The organism is Streptomyces sp. NPDC001787 (assembly GCF_040297465.1).
In the GTDB taxonomy this organism is placed as follows: domain Bacteria; phylum Actinomycetota; class Actinomycetes; order Streptomycetales; family Streptomycetaceae; genus Streptomyces.
Window position 1 is genome coordinate 147,137 of sequence record NZ_JBEOZE010000023.1, and the last position, 24,250, is coordinate 171,386.

Here is a 24,250-nt window from a genome sequence, read left to right on the forward strand (position 1 = left end):
CCCGCCCGGGTGGGAGGGCCGGTCCGCTTCGGGCCCGGTCCTCCCACCGCCCGCCACAGCTGGTCCACGGCACGTCCGGCCGCGGGGGCGGCACGGATCGGCCCGGCACCCTCTTGTCCCACCCGGCACCTTCTCGTCCCAGCAGGAGGCATCATGCAACGACGCACGTTCCTCACCGGCACCGCGGTGGCAGCGCTGGCCGCCGTGCCGCTCACCCGACTGTCCTCGGCGGGCGCGGCGGAGGCCGCAGCTCCGGTCACGTCCCTGGCCGCCCTCCAGAGCGCGATCAACGCCGCTGCGCCGGGCGACCGGATCGTCCTGGCGGACGGCACCTACACCGTTCCGTCCGGCGGCTCCATCAGTGTTTCGGGCAAGAACGGCACCACAGACGCACCGATCACCATCATCTCGGAAACCCGCGGCGGCGCGGTGCTCCAGGGCGAGCGCGGCTTCGTCTTCGCCAACTCCAGCAACATCACCGTCAGCGGCTTCGCCTTCCGCCAGAGCACCTCGCTCGAACTCCCGGCGAACTGCTCGCGGATCCGGCTGACCCGCAACGACTTCCGCTTCGCCGACATCGAAGGGCTGTACTGGGTCGTCGTGCGGGCGGACGACGCGAAGATCGACCGGAACCACTTCCACGACAAGACCACCGCGGGCATCTTCATCGTGGTCGACGGCCCCGGCTCGACCGCCATGGCCCAGCGCCTGCACATCTTCAGGAACCACTTCTCCGACCACAGCTTCGGCGGGGCCAACGGCGGCGAGCCGATCCGGCTCGGTGTCAGCGGGCGGGCGCTGTCCGGCGCCAACGCGGTCGTGGAGTACAACCTGTTCGAGCGGTGCAACGGCGACCCCGAGACCATCTCGGTGAAGTCCTCCGACAACACCATCCGGTACAACACCATCCGCGACAGCCTCGGCGGAATCGTGCTGCGGCACGGCAACCGCTCCAGGGTGGAAGGCAACTACCTGCTCGGCGGAACGGACGGACTGCGCCTCTACGGCAACGACCACCTCGTCGTCAACAACTACCTCGGCGGGCTGTCGGGCCGGGCCCTGGTGATCGGCAGCGGTACCACCCGCGACCACCACTCGGGCGAGACGACGGAGGAGCGGCGGGGCAACGACGCCTGCGACCGCGCGGTGATCGTGCACAACACGCTGCTCGACAACTCCAGCACCCTGTCCGGCGAGACACGGGAGCACGAGCCCCGGAACGCCGTCATCGCCGACAACCTGTTCGTCGGTTCCTCCGGCAGCCTCGTCGCCATGGGAACGACCACCGCGTTCACCTGGCAGAGCAACATCCTGTGGGGCACCGCGTCCAACGGCAACGCGCCTTCCGGCGGTTACACCCGCGTCGACCCGAAGCTGGTGACCGGCCCGGACGGCATCGCCCGGCTGTCGGCGGGCAGTCCGGCGATCGGCGCGGCCACCCTGGGCAGTCCCACCGTGACCGACGACATCGACGGCGACGCGCGCGGCGGCGCACGGGACGTCGGCGCCGACGAATACTCGACAGCGCCCGCACTCCGTCACCCCCTCACGACCGCCGACGTGGGCCCGAACGCGGCCTGAGAGTCGCCCGCTCGTGACAACGAGCCGGTGAGAGGGCGCCGGTGAGGCGGTCCGTCCGTCCGGCCGGGGCGGACCGCCTCCTCCGCCGGCCGCCCGCGCGGGGTGGAGGCACCAGGACTCGCGGCCCCGAGAATGTGCACAAAGGCGCCGCAGGGCGACCGCAGGGAAGGAACGCCGTGACCATGAGGAGAAGAGACGTGGTGCCGCGCACCGCAGGGCCAGCCGTCCGCGGGCCGGGCCGGGTGACGTCGTGACCAGGACGGGGCTGTGCTCGGTCACCTTCCGGCGACTGCCCGCCGCCGAGGTGGCACGCCGCGCCGCGGAGGCCGGGCTGGAGGTGGTCGAGTGGGGAGCCGACGTGCACGCGCCACCGGACGACGCCGATGCCCTCCGCGCGGTCCGCGACGCCTCCGAGACGTACGGGCTCGGCTGCTGTTCGTACGGCTCGTACTTCCGCGCCACCCCGGGCGAAATCGACGCGTTCCCGGCGATCGCGCGTGCCGCGGTGCTTCTCGGGGCGCCACGGGTGCGGGTCTGGGCGGGCGGTGCCGGCTCGCGGGCCGCCACGCCGCAGGAGCGGAGCGAGACCGTGGCCGGCCTGCGGGAGGCCGCCCGGATCGCCGCGGACCACCGCCTGGAACTGGCGCTGGAGTTCCATACGAAGACTCTTACCGACACTGTTGCCTCAACCCTTCAACTCCTGGACGAGGTGGGCGCGGACAATCTGCGCACCTACTGGCAGCCACCGCTCGACGCCCCCGACGAGGAGGCGCTGGCAGGGCTCATGACACTCGGCGACCGCGTGAGCGCGGTGCACGTCTTCTCGTGGTGGCCGGCCAACCACAGACTGCCGTTGGCGGACCGGGAGGACCTGTGGACCGGGGTCTTCGATCTGCTGAAGCGGCGGAGCACCCCGGTCGAGGCGCTCCTGGAGTTCGTGCCCGGCGACGATCCGGACGTGCTGACGCGCGAGGCCACGACATTGCGGCGCGCCGCGGCCCTCGCACCCGGGACGTCCGGGAGGCCGACGATCCGGGGGAGGCCCGGACGAGAGCGTCTGTGAAAGACCTGTTCGGCGTGGTCCGCCACCCTTCGCCGTGCGAGGACCGGAGCGTACGCGGCTTCCGGTACCGAGCGCCTTCCATCCCGTCCCCCCCCTGTGCCAGGAGGCCAGACATGCACATCACGGAGCAGGACACGCTCCTGTTCATCGGCGACTCCATCACCGATGCGGGCCGCGACCGATCGGATTCCGCATCCCTCGGACATGGATACGTCCATGAGATCGCGCAGACGCTGCGTGCCCGGCAGGGCCCCGGCCCCACCGTCATCAACGAGGGCCTCAACGGAAACCGCGTGTACGACCTCGCATCCCGCTGGACCGCCGACGTCCTCGACCACCGGCCCACGACGGTCACGGTCAAGATCGGCGTCAATGACACCTGGCGGCGCTACGACCAGGGACTTCTCAGCCCGGTCGACGAGTTCGAGGACTGTCTCGGCAGCCTGCTCGCGGACACCGCGCGGATACTGTCCGCCCGGCTCGTCGTCATCACGCCCTTCCTGCTCCCGGTCACCACGGAACAGCAGGAGTGGTTCGAGGACCTGTCGCCCCGTACCGACGCCGTCCTTCGGGCCGCGCTCGCCAACGGGGCCCGGGTGGTTCGCGCGGATCTCGTGATGAGCCGTGCCGCGGAGGAGAGGGAGGCAGCGGAGCTGGCCCGGGACGGGGTCCATCCGACAGCCCTCGGCCACAGACTGATCGCCGATGCCTGGTTCGCCGCGGTCGACCCCGCGGCGGGCCCGCACCCACGAGGGTAGGCGGTAGGCGGGCGGCGGAGAGATCTACGGAACGAGTACCACCTTGCCGGCGACCGTACCCGACTCCGCCAGGCGCATCGCTTCGGAGGCGCGGACCAGGGGGATTTCGGCGGCGACCCGGGCGGCTATCTCGCCGCGCTGCAATGCCGCGAACACCTGGGTCAGGTCGGCACGCAGCCGGGCCCGGAAGCGGTTCCTGGAGAGGGCGCGGCCGGCCCAGACATTGAAGAAGTACGCATGGCGTCCGTTGGGCAGCCAGTTCCACAGCCAAACCCGGCCCAGGAGCTGGAGCACGGGCCACAGCCCCGATCCCTCGTCGTCGCGGGTGGCGGCACTGCCGTAGGAGACGACGGTGCCGCCCGGGGCGAGCAGACGCCAGGAGTGGGTGACACTGTGGACGCCGACATGGTCGAACACGGCGTCCACGCCACCGGGGGCCAGCTCCTTCACACGAGCGGGAACGTCGGCGCCGCGGTAGTCGACGGGGGTCACACCCATCGCGCGCAGTGCGTCGTGGTGACGGGTGGATGCCGTCCCGATGACCTCGGCGCCGGCACCGAGCGCCAGTTGGACGAGTATCGAACCGACTCCGCCGTTGGCGCCGTGGACCAGGACCGTGTGACCTGCGCGCACACGGGCTCTGCGGTGCAGCATCTGCCAGGCGGTGATGCCGTTGACGACCGCGGTCTCGGCTTCCGCGGGGCTCACGCCCTTCGGTACCCCGACCGCGTCGTCGGCGTCGACCACCACATGACTGGCCCAGCCGCCGGTCTTGGTCATGGCGGCCACCCGCTCGCCGAGCAGGCCGCGGCCGACGCCCGCACCGACCGCCAGCACGGTGCCGACCACGTCGTAACCGGGGACGAAGGGGAACGGCGGCTGGTCGAAGTAACGGCCTCGGCGCATCTGCTGCTCGGCGAAGGACACCCCGGTCGCCTCCATCCGGATCAGGACCTGCCCCGTGCCAGGTACCGGAACGGGCTGCCCGTAGCGGATCTCCAGTCCCTCCGGCTCGACCTTGCCCGGCAGTACGACTTCGACGTGCTCGACGGTGTTCATCCCGGCCTCCGCAGTGATGGGGCATCTCGTGTTCGTTATAAGCTATAACTAGAGTGAGCCGTCATAGTGGTGCTGTCAAGTGGGTGGGAGGGTTGATCGTGAGCGGGTGTGCCGGTATTGATAGCCTCTAACCGGCTGCTGGCGTGATGATGCGAAGTGAGAGGTGGCAACCATGGCCGGGACTGCGGCGACCCCCCGCGAGCGGTATCGGGAGCAGGTGCGCGCCGAGGTCAAGCAGCTGGCCTGGGAGCAGATCGCGGGCGACGGCGCGTCGGCGCTGTCCCTCAACGCGATCGCCAAGCGGATGGGTATGAGTGGACCGGCCCTGTACCGGTACTTCGCCGGCCGGGACGAGCTGATCACCGCACTCATCCGGGACGCCTACCGGAGCCTCGCCGACACCGTCCGGAACGTCGACCCCCGTGATCTCCCGGGGCTGGCGCGGGCGTTGCGCGACTGGGCGCTGGAGGACCCGCAGCGCTACTTCCTCGTGTACGGCACTCCGGTGCCCGGGTATCACGCGCCGCAGGACATCACGGCGATCTCGTCGGAGATCATGTCGGTGCTGCTCGACGCGTGTGTCGCCGCCGGTCCGGGGGGAGCCCCGGCCGCCGCCGGAAACCTCGACGCGTATCTGGAGGGGCACCGGCACTGGGCCGCCGGTCACCCCGACGCCCGGCCGGCACAACTGCGCCGGGCCCTGTCCTTCTGGACCCGTCTCCACGGTCTGCTCTCCCTGGAGTTGGCGGGCCACTTCACCGGTATGGACATGGACGTGGAACTGCTCTTCGCGGCCGAGGTGGACGCGCTGCTCCCCGACTGAGCCGGCGGTGCCACGCCCTCCCCGCTGAGCGGCCGCGTCAGCCGCGTCTGCCGCGCCGCTCCTGCGGCAGCACGCTCGGAACGGCGCATTCGTGCGTCCATGCCCGGACCGATGCCTCGGTGAAGGCGCTCCCTCGTGTCGGGTGCGTCACGAGATCCGGGAGGGTCGGGAGAGCGGGGAGAGCCCACAGGGGCCGGATAGCCCGGAGCGCCGGAGGGGCCGGGAGGGCCCAGCCGGCCCGGAGCGCCCGGAGCGCCCGGAGCGCCCGGAGCGCCCGGAGCGCCTGGAGCGCCTGGAGCGCCCGGAGATTCGCTCCTGTGCCGCCGGTGCGGCGAGCCCTCGCCGACGGCGCCGGACTCCCGCCGTGCGGCGGAGACCTGCGACCGAACCGGCCCGCCGGCCCCCGGTGTTGGCCGCCGCTTCGTCGTTCCGCCACCGACGGTTCCGGGCGGGGTCACGAGGTTTCGGCATGAGTGTCATGGGCATGCCCATAGCGCCCGTGTCGCCCGACGTGGTCCGGCCTGGAGGGAAGCAGTGGAGAGCAGAGCAGGTATGCGCCGAGGGCGAGCGGGGATGCGCCGCGCCCCGCTCGTCCTCGGCGTCGCCGCGATCCTGGTCATGGCTTCGGCGAGCAGCGCTCTCGCCGCCCCGCCCACCGCTCTGCCCGCGAACGCGGACGGGCTGGAGCAGACCTTCCAGCCCGCCTTCGACTACGACGGTGACGGCTGCTATCCCACACCCGCCATCGGCGCCGACGGGACCATCGCTCCCGGTCTCCGCACCACCGGGGCCGTCAACGGCAGTTGCCACGACGCGGAGGACCTGGACAACACGAACGGATACGCGCGCCACAAGTGCGACAACGGCTGGTGCGCCATCATGTACGGCCTCTACTTCGAGAAGGACCAGGCCGTGGCGGGCAGCGGCCTCGGTGGGCACCGTCACGACTGGGAGCATGTCGTGGTGTGGGTGCAGGGCGACGAGGCCCGGTACGTCTCCACCTCCGCCCACGGCGACTTCGACATCCATGGCAGTGAGCGGATCCGGTGGGACGGCACCCATCCCAAGATCGTTTACCACAAGGACGGCGTGAGCACGCACTGCTTCCGGCCCGCCGGCCCCGGCGACGAACCGCCGGAGAACCACCACCGCGCATGGCAGTTCCCCCGGCTGGTCGGCTGGAACGGCTATCCGGGGGACCTTCGGGACAAGCTGTCGCAGGCCGACTTCGGCAGCGCCGTCTTCGGCCTCAAGGACGGCAACTTCAACTACCACCTGGCCGAGGCGAAGCCCGCCGGTATCCCCTTCGACCCCCACGCCTGACGGGCGGCCGGTGCGGGGCGGCCACTCCCCGGACGCTCGTGAAAGGACCCTGGTGCGCCCGATGTCACGCCGTTGCCGTGGGCGAGGCTGCACGGCCCGCGCCCGGCCGCCGGGCACACTGGGCAGATCCCGTACCCCCGACGAAGGAGAGTGCTGTGCCCCTCACAGGTGAAGAGCGCGAACGGTTCCTCGCCGAGCCCCACATCGCCGCGCTGGCCGTAGCGGCGTCGGACGGCGACCGCGCCCCGCTCAACGTGCCCATCTGGTACCAGTACGAGCCAGGCGGTGACGTCGTGATCCTGACCGGCCGCACCTCGCGCAAGGCCGAACTGATCGGCGCGGCGGGCCGGTTCTCGCTGCTGGTGGACCGGACGGAGCCGACGATCCGCTACGTGTCCGTCGAGGGCCCCGTCACCGACACCCGCGCCGCGACGCTCAAGGACCTGGAAGAGGTCTCGGCGCGCTATCTCCCTGCCGAGAAGGTCCCCGGATACGTCGACTTCGCCTCGAAGAACCACGGCGAGCAGGTGGTGATCCGGATGCGTCCGCAGCACTGGCTCAGCTCGGATCTCGGCCAGGTCTGATTTCCCGCACGGGCCGTCCCCTTCCCGCCGATTTCCTTCCGGCGGGTCCCGGGGGGCGGCCCGTTGTGCTCCCGGCTCGCGTGAGCGGCGGATCCCGGTCACGATCCGGCGGCGAACGGACCTGCACACCGTGACGCGAGTGTGTGGCACATGTGACCAACTCGTGTTTGCCGCGCAGTGGATCATGTCGGACTTGCGTTCTTGTCGAGGTCAGAGCCTCGTGGAATAGTTCGGCTCCGCTTCTCGTGGTCGCAGGGTGGGGCTTGTCGGCGGAGAGGCGCAGGGGGAGAGTCACTCAAACCAGGATGTTCGGCGTGCCGTGTGCCGCCATGTCCTTTTCGATCTTCACCGCGCCTTCGCCTTTCCCACACTTCTGCACGAGAGCGGGGCGTCGAACGGCAGGTGACCGGCGCTGCCCTGATCTGTTGTCAGAGGTCTCGCCGGCTCCCGGGCTCGGCGCGAAAGTGCGGGGTGGGAGAGAGATGTCGCTTGTCAGCAGGCGTGCCGGGCGGGGGGCCGTCGCGTTCGTTCTCGCGGTGGTCCTGTCCGTGGCGGTGCAGGGGGCGGCGAACGCGCCGCGGGCGCAGGCCGCGGAAGGCTGCGCGGGAGCACAGTCCGACTTCAACGGCGACGGCATCCGCGACGCCGTCATCACCGACCCGGAGGCCACCGTCTCGGGCAAGGCACGGGCCGGACGCGTGCACATCGTCTACGGCGGCGGAAAGGGCACCGCCGAACTCTCGCAGGACTCCGCGGGCGTCTCCGACAGTGCCGAGACCGGCGACCAGTTCGGCTTCTCCTTCGCCGTGTACGACGCCAACCTCGACGGCTGCAGCGACATCGCCGTCGGCATCCCGTTCGAGGACATCAACCTGGGCGACTCGACGGTCAAGGACGCCGGGCTCGTCCAGCTGGTCTACGGCTCGCCGGCCGGCATGGCCGCCGGGACGCTCGGCACCTACGGCTTCCGCCAGGGCTCCGACGGAAAGCTCGGCGGCGGCTACGAGGCCGAGGACTGGGTCGGCTACGCCGTCGCCGCGGGCAAGTCCGCGACCGGCGTCCCCTTCCTGGTCATCGGCGCCCCCGGTGAGGACGGCGGGGAAGGGGCCGACATGGGCATGTTCCACTACGTCTACGGCGTCAACTACGACGTCGCGCATGTGGCCCAGGACTCCACCGGCGTCTGGGAGGACCCCGAGCCGAACGACCGCTTCGGGGCGACGATCGCCGCCACCGACCGGTACTTCGTCGTCGGCGCGCCCGGCGAGTCCCTGGTCAACACCTCCGGAAAGAACATCGAGTTCGCCGGTGGTGTCATCGCGTTCCGTTCCTCGGTCAACACCAACGGCATCCCGGCCCCGGTGTTCGGCATGGGACAGGGGCGCAGCGGCACCGCGGACACCGCCGCGCAGGCCGGGGACCAGTACGGCTCCGCACTGGCGATGGCCCCCTACCGGCCCGCCGGTGCCGCGACGACCACCGATGCGGTGCTCGCCGTGGGCGTGCCCGGCGAGGACCTGTCCACCACTGTCGACGCCGGCGCCGTGCACACGTACCACATGAAGGCGGACGGCACCGTCCAGCTCCTCAACTGGGTCGACCAGAACCTGCCCGATGTCGCGGGCGAGGCGGAGGCCGGTGACTTCTTCGGGCAGCGGATCGCCGCCGTGAACACCGCGACGAACGTCGTCAGCACCGCGGCGACCATGCGCTTCGCCGTGGGCGTACCGGGCGAGGAATCCACCGAGGAGTACCCGGAAGAGGGCGGAGTGCAGCTCTTCTCGCTGCTCGGCGCACCCGGCGACGCCGACAGCTGGATCTCGCCCGGCAACGGCATCCCGGCCGACCGCGCGCCCCGCATGCTCACCGGCATGGGACTCGGCGCCGCCCCGGACTCGCTCTACGTCGGCGTTCCCTACGGGCCGGCCGGGTCGCGGGCCGTGCACGCCTTCGCCTGGAACACGGCGGACGGCGGTGCGCCCGCACAGAGCTGGAAGCCCGGTGAAGGCGGAATCCCGCCGGAGAACGTCGCATTCGGGACCTCCGCGCGCTGATCGCGCGGGAAGGACAGGAGAGGAACCACTTCAGTGAGAACACCCGTGCGCGCGCCGCGGCGCGCGCCACGAAGACCCGCAGCCCGGTGGGTCAGCACCGTCACGCTTGCCGCCCTGGCGTTCGCGTTCGGCCCCGGAGCGCCCCTCGCGCCGCCCGCCGCCGCGCTGGCCGCCGGCTGCTCGGGCGTGGACTCCGACTTCAACGGGGACGGCATCGCGGACACGGCGATCGCCGACCCCGAGGCCACGGTCAACGGCGTGCCGCGGGCGGGGCTGGTCCACGTCGTCTACGGCGGCGGCAAGGGAAACCTGGCCCTGTCGCAGGAGACCGCCGGAATCCCGGGCGCCGCCGAGCCGGGCGACCAGTACGGCTTCGCCCTGGCCGCCTACGACGCCAACTCCGACGGATGCGCCGATCTGGCCGTCGGGATCCCGTACGAGGACCTGGATGTCGTTCCCGACGCGGGCCTGGTCCAGATCGTCTACGGCTCCCCGGCCGGACTCGGCGGGGGCAAGGCCGTCAAGGAGCACCACCAGGGCGCGACCGCCTCCCTCGGCGGCGGCACGGAGGACGGCGACTGGACCGGCTACGCGCTGGCCGGCGGCAGGACCGCCGCGGGCACCTCGTACCTGCTGATCGGCGCTCCCGGTGAGGCCATCGGCACGGTCGAGGACATGGGCGTCTTCTACTACATCTCCGCCGACGCGGCGACCGCGGTCGGCATCAACCAGGGCACCACCACCGCCGGCGCGGTTCCCGGCGACCCCGAAGCGGACGACCGCTTCGGCGCGTCGTTCGCGGCCACACCCACGCACTTCGCCGTCGGCACACCGGGGGAGGCGATCGGTACGGTGCCGTTCGCCGGAGGGGTCGCGGTCTTCAGCCACACCCTCGTCTCCGGACTGCCCAAACCGCTGGTCGGACTCGCGCAGGACCAGGACGCGATCCTGGGTGCCGAGGAGGCGGGAGACGGCTTCGGTACCGCGCTGGCCATGGTCCCCCACCGGCCGGCCGGCGCCACGTCGACCACCGAGTCCCTCCTGGCGGTGGGCATTCCGGGCGAGGACCTGGCCACCACGGTCGACGCGGGGGCCGTCCAGGTCTTCCGCATCACCGCCTCCGGGAGCTTCACCGAGGTCAACTGGATCGACCAGAACTCGGCCAACGCCGAGGAGGAGACCGAACCGGGCGACTTCTTCGGACAGCGCCTCGCCGCGGTCAACACCTCGCCCAACACGGTGGCTTCGGCGACCACCACCCGGCTGGCGGTCGGCGTGCCGGGGGAGGAGTCCTCCGAGGAACACCGGGAGAAGGGCGGGGTGCAGATCTTCCCGCTCGTCGGCGCCCCGGGTGCCTCCGACGCCTGGATCGACCCGGGCTGGGGCATCCCCGGAGAGCCCGCGCCCCGGCAGCTCGCCGGAATGAGCCTCGCGGCGACCCCGTCCGCGTTGTACGTGGGCATGCCCTACGGCCCCGCGGCGGGCCACGCCGTGCACGCCTTCGACTGGAACGTGGCGTCCGGCGGCGCCCCCGGGAAGACCTTCAGGCCCGGCGAGAACGGCATTCCCGCAGGTGACGTCGCTTTCGGAGCGGTGGCACGCTGATGAACGACATGGAGAGCGGACGCATGTCCAGAAGAACAGCACGCGGCCCCGTGCTGCGTGGCGCCCTCGCCGCGCTGGTGGCGGGAGCCGTCCTGACCGGTGGCTTCAACGCGCTGCCGGAAGCCCCCGCCGAGCGCGGGCGGCCCGAACGGGAGACCGTCGCGTCCGACAAGCCCGTACAGACCGAACAGCAGGCGCTCGCCGCCGCGAAGAAGAGCGGGAAGGAGGTCGAGGTCCTCGGTATGCGCGGTGCGCGCCGGGAGATCTACGCCGAGCCCGACGGCACCTTCACCGCCCGCGAGTACACCGACCCCATCCGCACCTTCCAGGACGGCAGTTGGGTCGACATCGACACGACCCTGGTGCGGCGTGCCGACGGCACCGTCGTGCCCAGGGCCACGGCCGTGGCCCTGTCCTTCTCCGGCGGTGAGGCCGGCAAGCCGTTCGTCACGATGCGGCAGGCGGGCCGCGAACTCTCCCTGACCTGGCCGTACGGGAAGCTGCCCGCGCCGGAACTCGACGGTGGGAGTGCCACGTACAAGGACGCGCTGCCCGGCGTCGATCTCACCGTACGGGCGGAGTCGGACGGCTTCGGACATCTCCTGGTCGTCAGGACACCGGAGGCCGCCGCCGATCCGAGGCTCGCCAAGCTGGACCTCGGGCTGGACACCCACGGCCTCAAGGTCGCCGAGGACGCGTCCGGCGCTCTCAAGGCCGAGGACGCCGCCGTCGGCGGCACGGTCTTCGAGTCCGGGAAGCCGGTCATGTGGGACTCGGCAGCCGTCAAGGAGGCCGAGGCGAGGAAGCGGGGGCCGCAGGCCGTCTCCAAGGCGCTCGCCCAGGCCTCCGCGGCCGGGAGCCCGGCTCCTTCCGTGGCCCCCGAGCCCGCGCTCGACGGCCCCGGCGGCGGTGGCCGGACCGCGCCGCTGGGCATGGAGGTGGGCGGCGGCAAGCTGTCGCTCGTCCCCGACCGGAAGCTGCTCACCTCGAAGGACACCGTCTTCCCGGTCGTCATCGACCCGATCCAGCGCACCACGTCGCGTACGGCGTGGACCGGTGTGATGTCGGGCATGCCGAGCGAGCAGGACTGGAAGTACTCCGACAGCGCCGGTGTCGGCAAGTGCCCCACCGACTACAACCCGGTGTCCTGCAACGGGGTCGGCGTACGCCGGCTGCTGTTCACCATGCCGATGTCGTTCTACAAGGGGAAGCAGATCCTCGGCGCGACGTTCTCCGCCCGGGTCGCCCACATCTACAGCGCCTCCCCGACCGCGGAGCCGATCCGGCTCTACCGCATCGGCGGCAAGAACTACAGCATCACCTCCTCCAGCAACTGGTCCAACACCTCGGACGACTGGACCGACCACATCGGCACCGTCGACAAGGCCATCTCGCCGACGAGCTGTTCGAGCCAGGCCAACCTGCACTTCGAGGGCGGCTCCTCCGGGGAGCTCACCACGGAGGTGAGGACCGCGGCCACCGAGGGCTGGTCCTCGATGACGCTGGGCCTGCGGGCCACCGACGAGAGCCGGTTCCCCGAGTGGAAGCGGATCTGCGGGAACGCGTACCTGTCGATCAGCTACAACAACCTGCCGCGCAAGATCACCACGCTGTCCCAGAACCCGGGCGGTGTGTGCACCTCGGGCGCCGGGCGCCCGTACGCCGAGGTCCCGCCCCAGCTCCAGGCGGTGGCGAGCGACCCCGACCACGGCAACGGACAGACCGACAAGGTCAAGGTCGAGTTCAAGGTGGACTGGACGGACCCGGTCAGCAAGGAGGCGAAGTCGTACACCTACCTCACCCCCTCCTGGCTCGCACCGACCTCCAGCACCAAATTCACCCACACCGTGAAGTCCACGATTCCGCAGAACACCGTCATCTACTGGAGCGCCCGCGCCTACGACGGGGACGGCTACGGCCCGTGGAGCTATGACGGCACCACGGTCCGCTGCGAGTTCATGTACGACAGGACGCTGCCGGGCAAGCCGAACGTGCTCTCCAAGGAGTACCCGTCCGACACCGTCTACCACGACGGCGTCGGCACCTACGGATCCTTCACCTTCTCGCCGAACCCGAACGACTCGGTGCCGGACACCGACGTCGTGAAGTACCGGTACGCGTTCGACGGCACGGCCACCCCGGCCACCACCGTCAACGCCTCCAAGCCCGGCGGACCCGCGACCGTGACCTGGATGCCGACGCGCGCCGGCCGGCACTGGGTGGACGTCATCGCGGTCGACAAGGCCGAGAACCCCAGTACCAAAGCGCACTACGAGTTCCTGGTGACCGACGGCGCACCCGTCGCCGCCCAGTGGAACCTCGCCGACGAGCCCGGCAGCGGCCAGGCCCACGACGAGACGGGCGTGTTCTCCGCGGACACCGGCAGCGGCGTCACCTTCGGTGTCGAGGGCCCCGGCGGCAAGGTCGACGCGGCGGCCCGCTTCGACGGCACCACCGACTCCTACGCCGACGTCAACGAGACGGTGCTGGACTCCTCGGAGAGCTTCAGCGTCAGCGCCTGGGTCCGCCCGACCGCACTGGACCGCGACATGGCCGTCGTCAGCCAGGACGGAACCGGCGAGCCCGGCTTCACCCTGGGCTACGACCACACCGCGGGCACCTGGGCGTTCTCCGTACCCGTCACCGACGTCGACTCGCTCGGCAAGTGGAAGGCCGTCTCCACCGGCATCACCGTGGTCAAGGACCAGTGGGTGCTGCTGACCGGCGTGTACGACGCGGCCAAGTCGGAACTCCGGCTGTACATCAACAAGGACTCCAAGGGCGTCTCGCAGCGCCGTTCCGTGTGGAAGTCGTACGGCCCGCTCCAGATCGGCCGCACCACGGCCAAGAGCGGCTACCGGGACCACTTCACCGGTGACGTCGCCGAGGTCCGGGTCTTCGACCGGGTGCTGCCCGCGGCACAGGTCGCCGAGCTGATGACCGTGCGGCCGAGCCGTCAGGGCTACTGGCAGCTCGACGCGGAGGCGGACCGCAAGGCCGCGGAGACGGGCGGCGGCCAGCCGCTCGCCCTCGCGGGCGACGCGAAGATCGCCCTCGCGCCGACCGACCCGCTGTCGCCCGACCCGTTCCCCATGGTCGGGGCCGGCCACCTGCTCCTGGACGGCGCCGGGGACTACGCGTCCACCGCCACCTCCCCGGTCACCGGAGCGTCGAGTTTCACGGTGACGGCACGCACCCAGCTCACCACACTGGACCCGGAGAAGGCCCAGACGGTCCTCTCGCTGCCCGGCAGCGCGGCCAACCGCCTCGCCGTCCGCTACCGGCCCGGACCCGACGCCGAGACCCCCTCCATGTGGGAACTCGCCGTCGCCACCAGTGACTCGGCGACAGCCGCCCAGAAGGTCTTCCACGACGACCAGGAACTGCCGGACACCGACATGGCCGGTCAGCACCTGGCCGTCGTCTACGACGCCTTCGCCAACGAGATCCGGCTGTACGTGAACGGCATGCTCGCCGATGTCGCGCACGGGACCGACGACACCCTGTGGGGTGCCACCGGCGGTCTCCAGGTGGGCCGTTCGGCACTCGGTGGCGGCGGTGAGTACTTCGCGGGCGCGATCGACGAGGTCCGTGTCTACAGCGGCGCGGCCGACAGGACCGCGATCCAGCAGCTCGCCAATCCGATGGCACTGCCCGACATGTGATCCGCACCCCGGGTGTGCCGGTCCCGGACCGGGACCGGCACGCCCGGCCGCATTTCCACCCTTCCTCTCCTACGTGTGGAGACACGTGATGACATTTCGTGGCCGGCTGTTGAGCCGGCGCATGCCCGGACGGTTGCTCGCGGCAACCGCCCTGGGTGTGGTGATCGCCCTGACCGGAAGCACGGTGCACGCCGTTCCGGCCGGGGAAAAGGGCCGTGACGGACGTCGCGTCCAGGACTTCGGCGACCCGGTGGAGGGCGCCCGCGCGAAGGGCGTCCCGCGCCCCGTCGACAAGGCCGCCAAGTCCGCCGTCACCCGGCTCGACAAGGCGTCGTGGCCCACCGGGGGCAGCGCCGCGATCGATGTCGCGGCCAGGAACCCGGCGGAGGTGAGGGTCGGCGGTCTGCCGGTCGCCGTCGAGGCGGCCGGCAGCCGTACGGGCCGCTCGGCGAAGGCCGCCGCCCCGGCCACGGTCGATGTCGATGTCCTGCCCGCCGAGCGGGCGGAGCTGCTCGGGGCGGGAGCAGTCCTGAGGGTGAGCCGCGGCGACGACGTCGAGACGGACGCGAAGGTCCGCCTGTCGGTGGACTACTCGGCCTTCGAGGAGGCCTACGGAGGCTCGTACGGAGCCCGGCTGCGCCTGGTCGAGCTGCCCGCCTGTGCGGCGGTGGCGAAGCCGGGCAGCAAGGCCTGCCCCGGCACGGGCAAGCCGCTGGCCACGGAGAACGACTCCCGGACCAACACGGCCACGGCCGAGGTGACCGCGAGCGCGGCGGAGGCCAGCGGCCCCTCGGCGATGGCCGTCCGGGCCGGGACCCTCATCGCCCTGACCGCGGGCAACTCGTCCTCGCAGGGCACCTATGGGGCCACCCCCCTGGCACCGTCCGCGAGCTGGAGCGTGGCGCAGTCGACCGGTGGCTTCAGCTGGTCCTATCCGCTGCGCGTCGTCCCGACGCCCGGCGGACTCACCCCCACCGTGGGCCTCTCCTACACCTCGCAGTCGGTCGACGGCCGTACGTCGGCCACGAACAACCAGGGCTCCTGGATCGGTGAGGGCTTCGGCTACGAGGCGGACTACATCGAGCGCAGCTACAAGTCCTGCGTCGACGACGGCCACGACCTCTCCGCCGAACAGTGCTGGGCCTTCGACAACGCCACGGTGATGCTGAAGGGCAACGCCTCCCAGATCATCAAGGACGACGACACCGGGCAGTGGCGGCTCGCCAACTCCGACGGTTCGAAGGTCGAGAAGTTCACCGGCGCCACGAACGGCGACAACGACGGCGAGCACTGGAGGATCACCACCGCGGACGGTACGGAGTACTACTTCGGGCTGAACCGGCTGCCGGGCTGGACGGCGGGCAACGAGGAGACCGCCTCGACCTGGACCACCCCCGTCTTCGGCGACGACTCCGGTGAGCCCTGCTACAACGCCACCTTCGCGAACGCCTCCTGCAAGCAGGCATGGCGCTGGAACCTCGACTACGTCAAGGACCGGCACGGCAACGTGATGTCCCACTTCTACGAGAAGGAGGTCAACCACTACGCCCTGAACGCCAAGACGGACGTCAACGGCACCGCGTACGACCGGGGCGGATACCTGAAGCGGATCGACTACGGCCAGCGTGACGGACAGGTCTACGCGGCCAAGGCCCCGGCCCGTGTCACCTTCGAGGCGGCCGAGCGCTGCCTGCCCGGTGACACGTTCGACTGCGCGGAGTCCAAGCGGACGAAGGCCAACGCGGCGCACTGGCCCGACACCCCGGTGGACCAGGAGTGCAAGGCGTCCACGAAGTGCGGCTCGGACCAGATAGCGGCCTCCTTCTTCACCACCAAGCGGCTGAAGTCCGTCGTCACCCAGATGCGCAAGGACGCCACGTCCTACCAGGACGTGGACGCCTGGTCGTTCACCCATCTCTTCCTCGACAACGGCGACGACTCCAAGGCGCTGTGGCTGTCCACGATCGACCACCAGGGCCGTGTCGGGACCGCAGCGAACCTGCCCTCCCTCGATCTGATCGGCACACAGCTCGCCAACCGGGTGGACGCCACGGGCGACAACCTCGCCCCGTTCCACCGCTACCGGCTGGCCACCGTCGTCAGCGAGACCGGCGCCCAGCTGGACATCAACTTCGCCCCCACCGACTGCTCGGCCTCCGCCCTGCCCAAGCCGGGCGAGTCCATCAGGCGCTGCTATCCGGTCAAGTGGGCGGCACCCGGACACATCGAGCCGATCGACGACTGGTTCCACAAGTACGTCGTCGCCGAGATCGTCGAGACCGACCGCACCGGCGGCGGCGACAAGATGGTCACCCGGTACGACTACCAGGGCCCGGCCGGCTGGCGGCACTCGAAGCCGGACGGCATCACCCCGGAGAAGTTCCTCACCTGGGGCGAGTGGCAGGGATACGGCAAGGTCAAGGTCACCAGCGGCAGCGAGGAAACCCAGCGGACCCGGATCGACTACACCTACTTCCAGGGCCTGGACGGTGACCGGAAGCCGGGCGGCGGCACCCGCGCCGCGACGGTGACCGACTCCACCGGAACGAGCCGCACGGACGACGAGGACTACACCGGCTTCGAACTCGAAGCGCTCTCGTACAACAACGGCAAGGTCTCCGCCAAGGTGATCAACACGCCGTGGAAGCACCACACCGCCACTCAGACCAAGACCTGGGCCACGACCCACGCGACCCTGGTCAAGCCGGAGATCACCCACGGCTTCACGGCGCTGGCCTCCGGCGGCTGGCGCGAGACGAAGACACGCACCAGCTACGACACCCCCACCGGCACCGGGCGGGTCACCCAGGTCGAGGACTTCGGCCACATCGTCCCCGACACCGCGAGCGCCGCCGACAAGGCCGCGGCCGCCAAGGACGACACCTGCACGCGTACCTGGTACGCGGACAGCACGACGGGAGGCGCGAACCTCCTCAGTCTGATCAAGCGGGTCGAGAAGGTGTCCGTGAACTGCGGGGCCACTCCCCAGCGCGCCACGCAGGTCGTGCTCGACGACCGGACGCTGTACGACAACCTGGCCCACGGCGCCGCTCCCACGCGCGGTGTCGTCAGCTCCACCGAACGTCTCGCCTCGCACAACGGCACGACGGCCTCGTACCAGGAGACGAGCAAGAACACCTACGACGCGTTCGGCCGGGTCAGGACCACCACCACCCCGGGCACCGGCAAGACCACCACCACCTACACCGAGACCAACGGCCTGACGACCTCGGTCAAGGGCACCAATCAGCTCAACCACTCGGTGACCACGGACTACGCCCCCGCGTGGGGCCAGAGCCGCGGCCAGACCGACCCGAACGGCAAGCGCACCGACGTGGCCTTCGACGGGCTGGGGCGAGTGACCTCGGTCTGGCTCCAGGACCGGGTCAAGGCGACGCAGACCCCCAGTTCCAAGCACTCCTACGTGGTGCGCAAGGACAAGCCGCTCGCCATCAAGTCCGAGAAGATCGACAACAGCGGTGGCTACGCCGTCGAGTACACCCTCTACGACAGCCTGATGCGGGCGCGGCAGAAGCAGGCGGACGGTCCCGGCGGCACCCGGCTCATGGCGGACACCTTCTACGACAGCCGGGGCAACCTCAAGACGTCGTACGAGACCTACACCGCGGCGGGCGCCCCGTCCGACGAACTGCTCGTGGTGCGCAACGGCGAGGCCGGCGCGCAGACCCACTACGAGTACGACGACATGGGCCGCACCACGGCCGAGGTCTTCGCGGTCTCCGGCGTCGAGCAGTGGCGCACCGGCACGCGGTACGACGGCGACCGGGAACACGTCACGGCACCCAGCGGCGGGCTGGCCACCACATCGGTCAGGGACGCGAACGGCAGGCTGACCGAGCTGCGGCAGTACCCCGGCAACGTCCCGGTCCTGTCCGGTCCGCCCACCTACTCCTGGACGTCGTACGGGTACACGCCCGCCGGCGGGCTGGAGAAGGTGACGGACTCGGCGGGCAACACCTGGTCCGCCGAGTACGACCAGCGGGGCCGCAGGACCACCTCGGTGGACCCCGACGCGGGCACCACCACGATGGCCTACGACGACGCCGACCGGATGATCTCGACGACCCACACCGCCACCGCGGAGACGGTCTCGACGTCCTACGACGGCATCGGCCGGCCGACCATCACCTACGACGGCACCGTGGCCGCGGGAAAGAAACTCACGGAACAGCGGTACGACCGGGCCGGAATGCTCGGCCAGCCCTACGCCTCGCTGCGGTACACGAGCGCCACCGAGTACTTCGCATCGGTCATCCAGAGCGCGGACGACTTCTACCGGCCCGTGAAGACCTCGTACGTGGTGCCCGCGGCGCAGGGCTCCCTCGCGGGCACGTACGACTTCACGTCCGTGTACAACCGTGACGGCACCCCGCAGAGCACGGGCCTGCCCGCCGCCGGCGGACTGGCGGCCGAGGTGCTGTCGTACGGCTACGACGAGATGCAGCGGCCGGTCACGATGAGCGGCATCTCCACCTACGTCACCGACTCGGTCTGGTCCCCGACCAGTCAGCTGCTCCAGATGCAGCTGAGCACGGGCGGGAAGAAGACCCTTCAGACGTTCGACTACGAGACCGGCACCCAGCGGCTCGCACGTTCCGTCGTGGACGTGCTGGGATCGACCACGGGCCCGGCGAAGGAGGCCAACTACTCCTACGACCAGGCGGGCAACGTCCTGTCGGTCTCGGACGTCGCCGTTCCGGCACAGCCCGATGTGCAGTGCTTCCGCTACGACGGCAACCGCAGGCTCTCCGAGGTGTGGACCCCCGGGACCACCGCCGCCGGCGCGAGCGGCTCCGGAACCACCGGGACGAAGTCACCGGTCGACGGCTCCACGCCGGCCGCCTGTGCGGCCGATCCCGGCAGCGGCCCGCTGGGCGGCCCCTCCCCGTACTGGAAGTCGTTCACGACCGACAGCACGGGCAACCGCACACAGGACATCACCCACGACATCGGGCTCGACCCGGCCAAGGACATCACCAGGACCTTCACCTACGGCGCCGACGGCGCGGGCCCGCACGCGGTGACCAAGGTGGTCGAGGACACCCCGACCGGCAACCACGAGACCCGCTACGGCTATGACGACGCGGGCCGGATGGACACGCGTACCGACGGCGGCAACACGCACACCCTCGGCTGGGACAGCAACGGCAAGCTGCGGTCGTTCGTCTCGCCGGACGACCCGACGACGGCGGGCACCGACGAGTCGTCGGAGACGAGCTACCTCTACGACGCCGACGGCTCCCGGGTCCAGCGCAAGGACGCCGACGGGACGACGATCTACCTGCCCGGCATGGAACTGCACCTTCCCACCGGCTCGACGAAGCCCGAGGCGACGCGCTACTACACCTATGCCGACCAGACGGTCGCCGTGAGGACGAGCGACAACAAGGTCTCCTTCCTCGCCTCCGACCATCACGACACCGGTCAGCTGGCGATCGACGCCGTGACCGGCGCGGTGACGGCCAGAAGATCCGACCCGTACGGCAACCCCCGGGGCGACCAGCCCGCGGACGGTGCCTGGCCGGGGGAGAAGGGCTTCGTCGGCGGCACCATCGACGAGTCGACCGGGCTGACCAATGTGGGAGCCCGTGAATACGATCCGCTGCTGGGCAAGTTCATCTCGCCCGACCCGGTGATCGACTTCCTCAACTCGCAGCAGATGAACGCGTACGCGTACGCCAACAACTCGCCCGTGACCCTCTCCGACCCCAGCGGACTGCTGTTCTGCATGGGTCTGATGTGCGGTGCGCTGGGCGACGACTTCGGCAGCGACGACAAGGAGGTGGAGGAGGCCCAGCAGGGCGTCGACCAGGCCAAGTCCAACGTCAAGTCGGCGGACAGCGTCGTGACGCAGGTGGCCGACGAGATCATCTACCAGATCAAGGACATCGTCGGCATCAACGCGCTCCAGGACTGCGCGTCCAACCCGACGGTCGGCAAGTGCCTCAAGGCCGCCGGTGAGATCGCCATGAACTTCGTCGGCGGGGCCGTGCTCAAGGGCATCTTCAAGGCCAAGCGGATCGCCAAGGCGCTCGACCTCGTCCCCGACCTCTACCGGGCGATCAACAAGATCAAGAAGGCGGAGGACAAGCTGGAGAAGGCCGAGGAGAAGCTGGACAAGGCCAAGGACAAGGCAGCCGCGAGAAAGAAGAAAAAGAAGAAGGACGACGACGATGACGAGTGCGAGACGCACAGCTTCCTGCCGAGTACGACCGTGCTCCTGGCCGACGGCGGCAGGAAGCGCATCGAGGACGTCAGGATCGGCGACCGGGTAGCGACGACCGACCCGGCGACGGGCCGCGAGACCACCCGGGCCGTGGTCGGCACCATCGTCACGGAGTCGGACAAGGAGTTCGTCGACCTCACGGTGAGCACCGGGGACGGAAGCCGTACCTCGGCTCTCATCTCGACGGTGACCCACCCGTTCTGGGTCGCCTCCGAGGGCGAGTGGATCGACGCGGGTGAACTGCGGCCGGGCATGGAGCTCAGCACACCGTCGGACGAGAAGGTCACGCTCGTCGCCGGCCGCTACTTCGAGCAGCGGCAGCGGACGCACGACCTGACGATCGACGGCATCCACGCCTACTACGTGAACGCCGGCGAGACCCCCCTGCTCGTCCACAACTGCCTGGTCACCGTCTACCACTACACCAACAAGTCCGGGTACAACGGCATCCGGGCGGGCAACCCCTACAAGATCAAGCCCGGCGACTCGAAGAACGGCGCGGGCCCGTTCTTCACCACCCGCAGTCCGGCCGACCTGACCGCCCCCGGCGCGTTCAAGAAGCTGGGAATCACCAACGAGAAGTCGCAGTACGTGATGGAGCTCCAGGTGCCGCAGAGCGCTCTGACACCGCTGCGCGGGGACCGGGGTAAATTCATCTTCGCGATTCCCGCGGGCGTGACGGTCGCGCGGGCCAGGGTCAGATACTTCGGGCCCACCACAGGATGGAAGGCACCATGATCACAGGCAGCGACAGCGTGTTCGTCGCGTGCGGCCCGGTGTCCGGGGCCCTTGAGCGCTTCCTCACCGACTGGTCGCGCAGATGGCCGCGGCTGCGGGTGTCCGCGGGCGACGGGGAGGAGTTCTCCGCCTGGGAGCCGGGGGCGGTCACGCTGCCCGGGACGTCCGGCCAGGTGCTCGTCGCCCGCGACGAGGACATGGTGGCGGGCTGGGACGACTCCGGCTATGTGCTCGATCCGCACCGGGAGGGGCCGTTCTCCCTGGCGTACGAGCCGGCCGGCTGGACGTCGCTGAACGTGCTGGCGCTGGATGATCCCTACACCCGTACGGGATTCGGGTACGAGCCGTACGAGATCGGGCTCGTCGGCACGGGTCTCCAGCTGATCACGCTGGTGGCGCCGGAGGACGGGGCGTTCCGGCAGGCCGTGACACACGGTCTGCTGGCGGCCCTCGGCGGGCCCGCGCAGACGGGCTCCCGGGCGCTCTGAGCCCGGCCGCCCGACGGCGCTCCACCCGGCGGGGCCCGGTCCGTACCCACGGACCGGGCCCCGTCGCACGCGCGCAGTGCCGTGGCGCACCGGTGACCGGGGCCCTGTACGGGACGGCCGGCCCGGCCGGGGCTCAGTCGCGCTGGTCGAGGCCCGCGCCGAGCGGCGGCCGGGGGGCGTCGAGCAGGGAGGTGTCCACCTCGCCGACGCCCCAGCCGTACGCCAGCTTGTGCACCTCCAGCACGAAGAAGGAGTCCGTCGACAGGAGTCCGTCGATCAGCTGGAGCCTGCGGTTCATCAGGTCGGTGAAGTGGTCGGTGTCCCGGCAGATCACCTCGGCCATCACGTCGTACGTGCCCGCCGTCATGATGACGTAGGAGGTCTCCGGCAGCTCCCGCAGCCGTCGGCAGACCTCCTGGGCCGTGCCCGGCCTGACCCGGATGCCGACCATCGCGAACCGGTCGAATCCGATGGTCAGCGGGTTGGCGATGCCGACGATCTGGAGGGTGCCGTTCTCCTCCATGCGCTGGACGCGGTAGCGCACGGAGGAGGCGGGGATGCCCAGTTCCTCGGCGATCTGGCTGTACGGGCGGCGGCCTTCCGCTTGAAGTGCGGCGATGATCTGGCGGTCGGTGTCGTCCAGGGGGCTGCCACCCAGCGTGCTCATGCTGTCGCTCCGGCTCTCATGTGCGGCCCGCGCGGTCCCGCGGGCCTGGATCTTCGGTCGTACGCGCCTATCCTGCCCGGCTCAGGAGTCGAAGCCGAGACCGAGCCGGTCCAGGGTGCGCAGCCACACGTTCCGGTGGCCGTTGACGTCCTCGCGGGCCATCGACCACCGGGTGGCCTCGACCCCCAGATAGCGGACCGGTTCCGGGGGGAAGGGCACCGGGGGCCGCCGGATCATCGCGGGCCGAAGCCGCTCGGTGCGCTCACCGGCGAGCAGATCCAGCATGACCCGGGCACCGTAGCGGGTCGCCCCGACACCGAGTCCGGTGAAGCCGAGGGCGTAGGCGATCCGGCCCTGCGCCGCGGTGCCGGCGAACATGCAGAAGCGGGTCGTGGAGTCGATGACACCGCCCCAGGAGTGGGAGAAACGGACATCGGCGAGGGCGGGGAAGGCTTCGGCGAACTGGGCGGCGAGCGTGTCGAAGGTGGCCGGGCGCTGGGTGAGGCGCTCCTCGACGCGGTTGCCGTAGTGGTACACCGCGTCGTAGCCGCCGAAGAGGATGCGGTTGTCGTCGGTCTTGCGGAGGTAGTGGAACTGGTTGCCCGCGTCGGTGATTCCGTGGTCGCCGCCCCAGCCGATGGAGGCGAGCTGAGCGTCGCTCAGCGGTTCCGTCGTCAGCGCGTAGTCGTAGACCGGAATCATGCTGAGCGAGAGGCGTTTGAGCAGGGGCCGGTAGACGTTGGTCGCGAGGGCGACCTGCCGGGCGCCGACGGCGGCGTACGGGGTGGTGAGCCGCACCCGTCCGGGCTGACGACCGGCCAGGGCGGTGACCTCGGTGTTCTCCGCGATGCGGACTCCCAGACCGAGACAGGCGGCGCGCAGTCCCCAGACGAGCCGCGCCGGGTCGAGGAGCGCGTAGTCGGGGGACCAGAGCCCCTTCGTCCACAGCGGGGAGTCGACGTAGCGGCGCAGTTCCTCGCGGTCCAGCAGCCTGGTCCGTTCGCCGTAGCGGTGGGCGAGGGCGTGGGCTCCGTCGAGTCCCTCGGCCTGCCAGGGGGTGGCGGCGACGGTGACCTTGCCGCTGCGGACGAATCCGCAGTCGATGCCGTGGGTGTCCAGGTCGCGCTGGAAGGCGTCGAAGTTCTCCATGCCCAGGCGGTGCAGCAGACCTGCCTCGGCGGGCCAGCGGTCGACGCCGTTGGCGAGGCCGTGGGTGATGCTCGGTGAGCAGAAACCGCCGTTGCGGCCGCTGGCGGCGTGGCCGCAGGTGCTCTGTTCCAGGACGAGGACGTCTCGTTCCGGGTGGGCGCGCTTGGCGAGCAGGGCGGTCCAGAGTCCGGTGTACCCGCCGCCGACGACCGCGAGATCGCAGGTGGTGTCGGCGGTCAGCCGGGGCAGTGGCTCGGGGTGCTCGGGCCGGTCGAGCCAGTAGGCGGCGGCCTTGGTGTCGCGCAGACGGCTGCGGTGGTGGAGCGGCTGCCGCTCGGGGCGCGGGAGGGCGGTGGTCATGGGGCGGGTACCTCGATGCCGGCGGGGTGGGGGTTTGCTGGCTCGCGGTGTCCGCCGGACAGGCGCGGCGGCACGGGCGGGCGTCT

14 protein-coding genes are annotated in these 24,250 nt (G+C 70.6%); 11 read left to right on the forward strand and 3 right to left on the reverse strand.

What is annotated here, in order from left to right:
- Nucleotides 1-153 precede the first annotated feature (153 nt).
- The 3 genes from ABT170_RS27805 (at nucleotide 154) to ABT170_RS27815 (ending at nucleotide 3,402) form a co-directional block, all read left to right on the forward strand.
- On the forward strand, nucleotides 154-1,581 hold the full coding sequence (locus ABT170_RS27805; RefSeq protein WP_329947079.1) for a polysaccharide lyase 6 family protein: 1,428 nt from the start codon (nucleotides 154-156) through the stop codon (nucleotides 1,579-1,581).
- Between the two features lie 250 nt (nucleotides 1,582-1,831).
- Complete coding sequence (locus ABT170_RS27810) at nucleotides 1,832-2,644, forward strand: sugar phosphate isomerase/epimerase family protein (RefSeq protein ID WP_351871850.1); 813 nt, start codon at nucleotides 1,832-1,834, stop codon at nucleotides 2,642-2,644.
- Between the two features lie 113 nt (nucleotides 2,645-2,757).
- A complete protein-coding gene (locus ABT170_RS27815; protein ID WP_351871853.1) occupies nucleotides 2,758-3,402 on the forward strand; it encodes a GDSL-type esterase/lipase family protein in 645 nt (214 codons plus the stop codon).
- Nucleotides 3,403-3,426: 24 nt separating this feature from the next.
- Here the strand turns inward: ABT170_RS27815 and ABT170_RS27820 are convergent, their stop codons facing one another.
- A complete protein-coding gene (locus tag ABT170_RS27820) occupies nucleotides 3,427-4,461 on the reverse strand; it encodes a medium chain dehydrogenase/reductase family protein (RefSeq protein ID WP_351871855.1) in 1,035 nt (344 codons plus the stop codon).
- A gap of 172 nt (nucleotides 4,462-4,633) precedes the next feature.
- Here ABT170_RS27820 and ABT170_RS27825 point away from each other — a divergent pair, with 172 nt between their 5' ends.
- The 8 genes from ABT170_RS27825 to ABT170_RS27860 all read left to right on the forward strand — a co-directional run bounded on the left by ABT170_RS27825 (nucleotide 4,634) and on the right by ABT170_RS27860 (nucleotide 21,988).
- Complete coding sequence (locus ABT170_RS27825) at nucleotides 4,634-5,284, forward strand: TetR/AcrR family transcriptional regulator (protein ID WP_351871858.1); 651 nt, start codon at nucleotides 4,634-4,636, stop codon at nucleotides 5,282-5,284.
- A gap of 552 nt (nucleotides 5,285-5,836) precedes the next feature.
- On the forward strand, nucleotides 5,837-6,607 hold the full coding sequence (locus ABT170_RS27830; protein WP_351871861.1) for an NPP1 family protein: 771 nt from the start codon (nucleotides 5,837-5,839) through the stop codon (nucleotides 6,605-6,607).
- Nucleotides 6,608-6,762: 155 nt separating this feature from the next.
- The gene (locus ABT170_RS27835) at nucleotides 6,763-7,191 is read left to right on the forward strand and encodes a pyridoxamine 5'-phosphate oxidase family protein (protein WP_351871864.1); all 429 of its coding nucleotides are present in this window, start codon (nucleotides 6,763-6,765) and stop codon (nucleotides 7,189-7,191) included.
- 482 nt (nucleotides 7,192-7,673) lie between these two features.
- On the forward strand, nucleotides 7,674-9,245 hold the full coding sequence (locus ABT170_RS27840; protein WP_351871867.1) for a VCBS repeat-containing protein: 1,572 nt from the start codon (nucleotides 7,674-7,676) through the stop codon (nucleotides 9,243-9,245).
- A 33-nt stretch (nucleotides 9,246-9,278) separates the two neighbouring features.
- A complete protein-coding gene (locus ABT170_RS27845; RefSeq protein ID WP_351871870.1) occupies nucleotides 9,279-10,850 on the forward strand; it encodes an FG-GAP repeat domain-containing protein in 1,572 nt (523 codons plus the stop codon).
- Nucleotides 10,851-10,873: 23 nt separating this feature from the next.
- Nucleotides 10,874-14,515 carry a LamG domain-containing protein gene (locus tag ABT170_RS27850; RefSeq protein WP_329947070.1) on the forward strand — a complete coding sequence of 1,214 codons (3,642 nt, stop codon included), beginning with the start codon at nucleotides 10,874-10,876 and terminating at the stop codon, nucleotides 14,513-14,515.
- Nucleotides 14,516-14,636: 121 nt separating this feature from the next.
- Entirely contained in the window at nucleotides 14,637-21,500 is a 6,864-nt protein-coding gene (locus tag ABT170_RS27855) for an RHS repeat-associated core domain-containing protein (protein ID WP_351871873.1), read from the forward strand.
- Nucleotides 21,497-21,988 (forward strand): hypothetical protein, encoded by a 492-nt coding sequence (locus tag ABT170_RS27860; protein ID WP_351871876.1) that lies wholly within the window; start codon nucleotides 21,497-21,499, stop codon nucleotides 21,986-21,988. Before ABT170_RS27855 ends, ABT170_RS27860 begins: the two co-directional genes overlap by 4 nt.
- Before the next feature lie 133 nt (nucleotides 21,989-22,121).
- Here ABT170_RS27860 and ABT170_RS27865 read toward each other — a convergent pair whose 3' ends face one another.
- Nucleotides 22,122-22,655, reverse strand: coding sequence for an Lrp/AsnC family transcriptional regulator (locus tag ABT170_RS27865; protein WP_329947067.1), 534 nt, complete (start codon nucleotides 22,653-22,655; stop codon nucleotides 22,122-22,124).
- An 81-nt stretch (nucleotides 22,656-22,736) separates the two neighbouring features.
- Nucleotides 22,737-24,164 carry an NAD(P)/FAD-dependent oxidoreductase gene (locus ABT170_RS27870; protein WP_351871879.1) on the reverse strand — a complete coding sequence of 476 codons (1,428 nt, stop codon included), beginning with the start codon at nucleotides 24,162-24,164 and terminating at the stop codon, nucleotides 22,737-22,739.
- Nucleotides 24,165-24,250: the final 86 nt, after the last annotated feature.